The 948-nt window shown below is 56.5% G+C and carries 1 rRNA gene; it reads left to right on the top strand.

The window, feature by feature from the left end:
- Window positions 1-948, top strand: a 23S ribosomal RNA gene (locus tag IEZ09_RS45885); the annotation flags it as partial.

Here is a 948-nt window from a genome sequence, read left to right on the forward strand (position 1 = left end):
GTAGCGAAATTCCTTGTCGGGTAAGTTCCGACCTGCACGAATGGCGTAACGACTTCTCGACTGTCTCAACCGCAGGCCCGGCGAAATTGCATTACGAGTAAAGATGCTCGTTACGCGCGGCAGGACGGAAAGACCCCGGGACCTTTACTATAGCTTGGTATTGGTGTTCGATTCGGCTTGTGTAGGATAGGTGGGAGACTGTGAAGCTGGCACGCCAGTGCTGGTGGAGTCGTCGTTGAAATACCACTCTGGTCGTATTGGATGTCTAACCTCGGTCCGTGATCCGGATCAGGGACAGTGCCTGGTGGGTAGTTTAACTGGGGCGGTTGCCTCCCAAAGAGTAACGGAGGCGCTCAAAGGTTCCCTCAGCCTGGTTGGCAATCAGGTGTTGAGTGCAAGTGCACAAGGGGGCTTGACTGTGAGACTGACGGGTCGAGCAGGGACGAAAGTCGGAACTAGTGATCCGGCCATGGCTTGTGGAAGCGTGGTCGCTCAACGGATAAAAGGTACCCCGGGGATAACAGGCTGATCTTGCCCAAGAGTCCATATCGACGGCATGGTTTGGCACCTCGATGTCGGCTCGTCGCATCCTGGGGCTGGAGTAGGTCCCAAGGGTTGGGCTGTTCGCCCATTAAAGCGGTACGCGAGCTGGGTTTAGAACGTCGTGAGACAGTTCGGTCCCTATCCGCCGCGCGCGTAGGATACTTGAGGAAGGCTGTCCCTAGTACGAGAGGACCGGGACGGACGGACCGCTGGTGTGCCAGTTGTTCTGCCAAGAGCATTGCTGGTTGGCTACGTTCGGAAGGGATAACCGCTGAAGGCATCTAAGCGGGAAGCTCGTTCCAAGATGAGGTATCCCACCCTTTGTGGGTTAAGGCCCCCAGCTAGACCACTGGGTTGATAGGCCAGAGGTGGAAGACCGGTAACGGTTGGAGCTGACTGGTACTA

It is taken from the genome of Lentzea flava, from assembly GCF_014648475.1.
In the GTDB taxonomy this organism is placed as follows: Bacteria; Actinomycetota; Actinomycetes; order Mycobacteriales; family Pseudonocardiaceae; genus Lentzea; species Lentzea flava.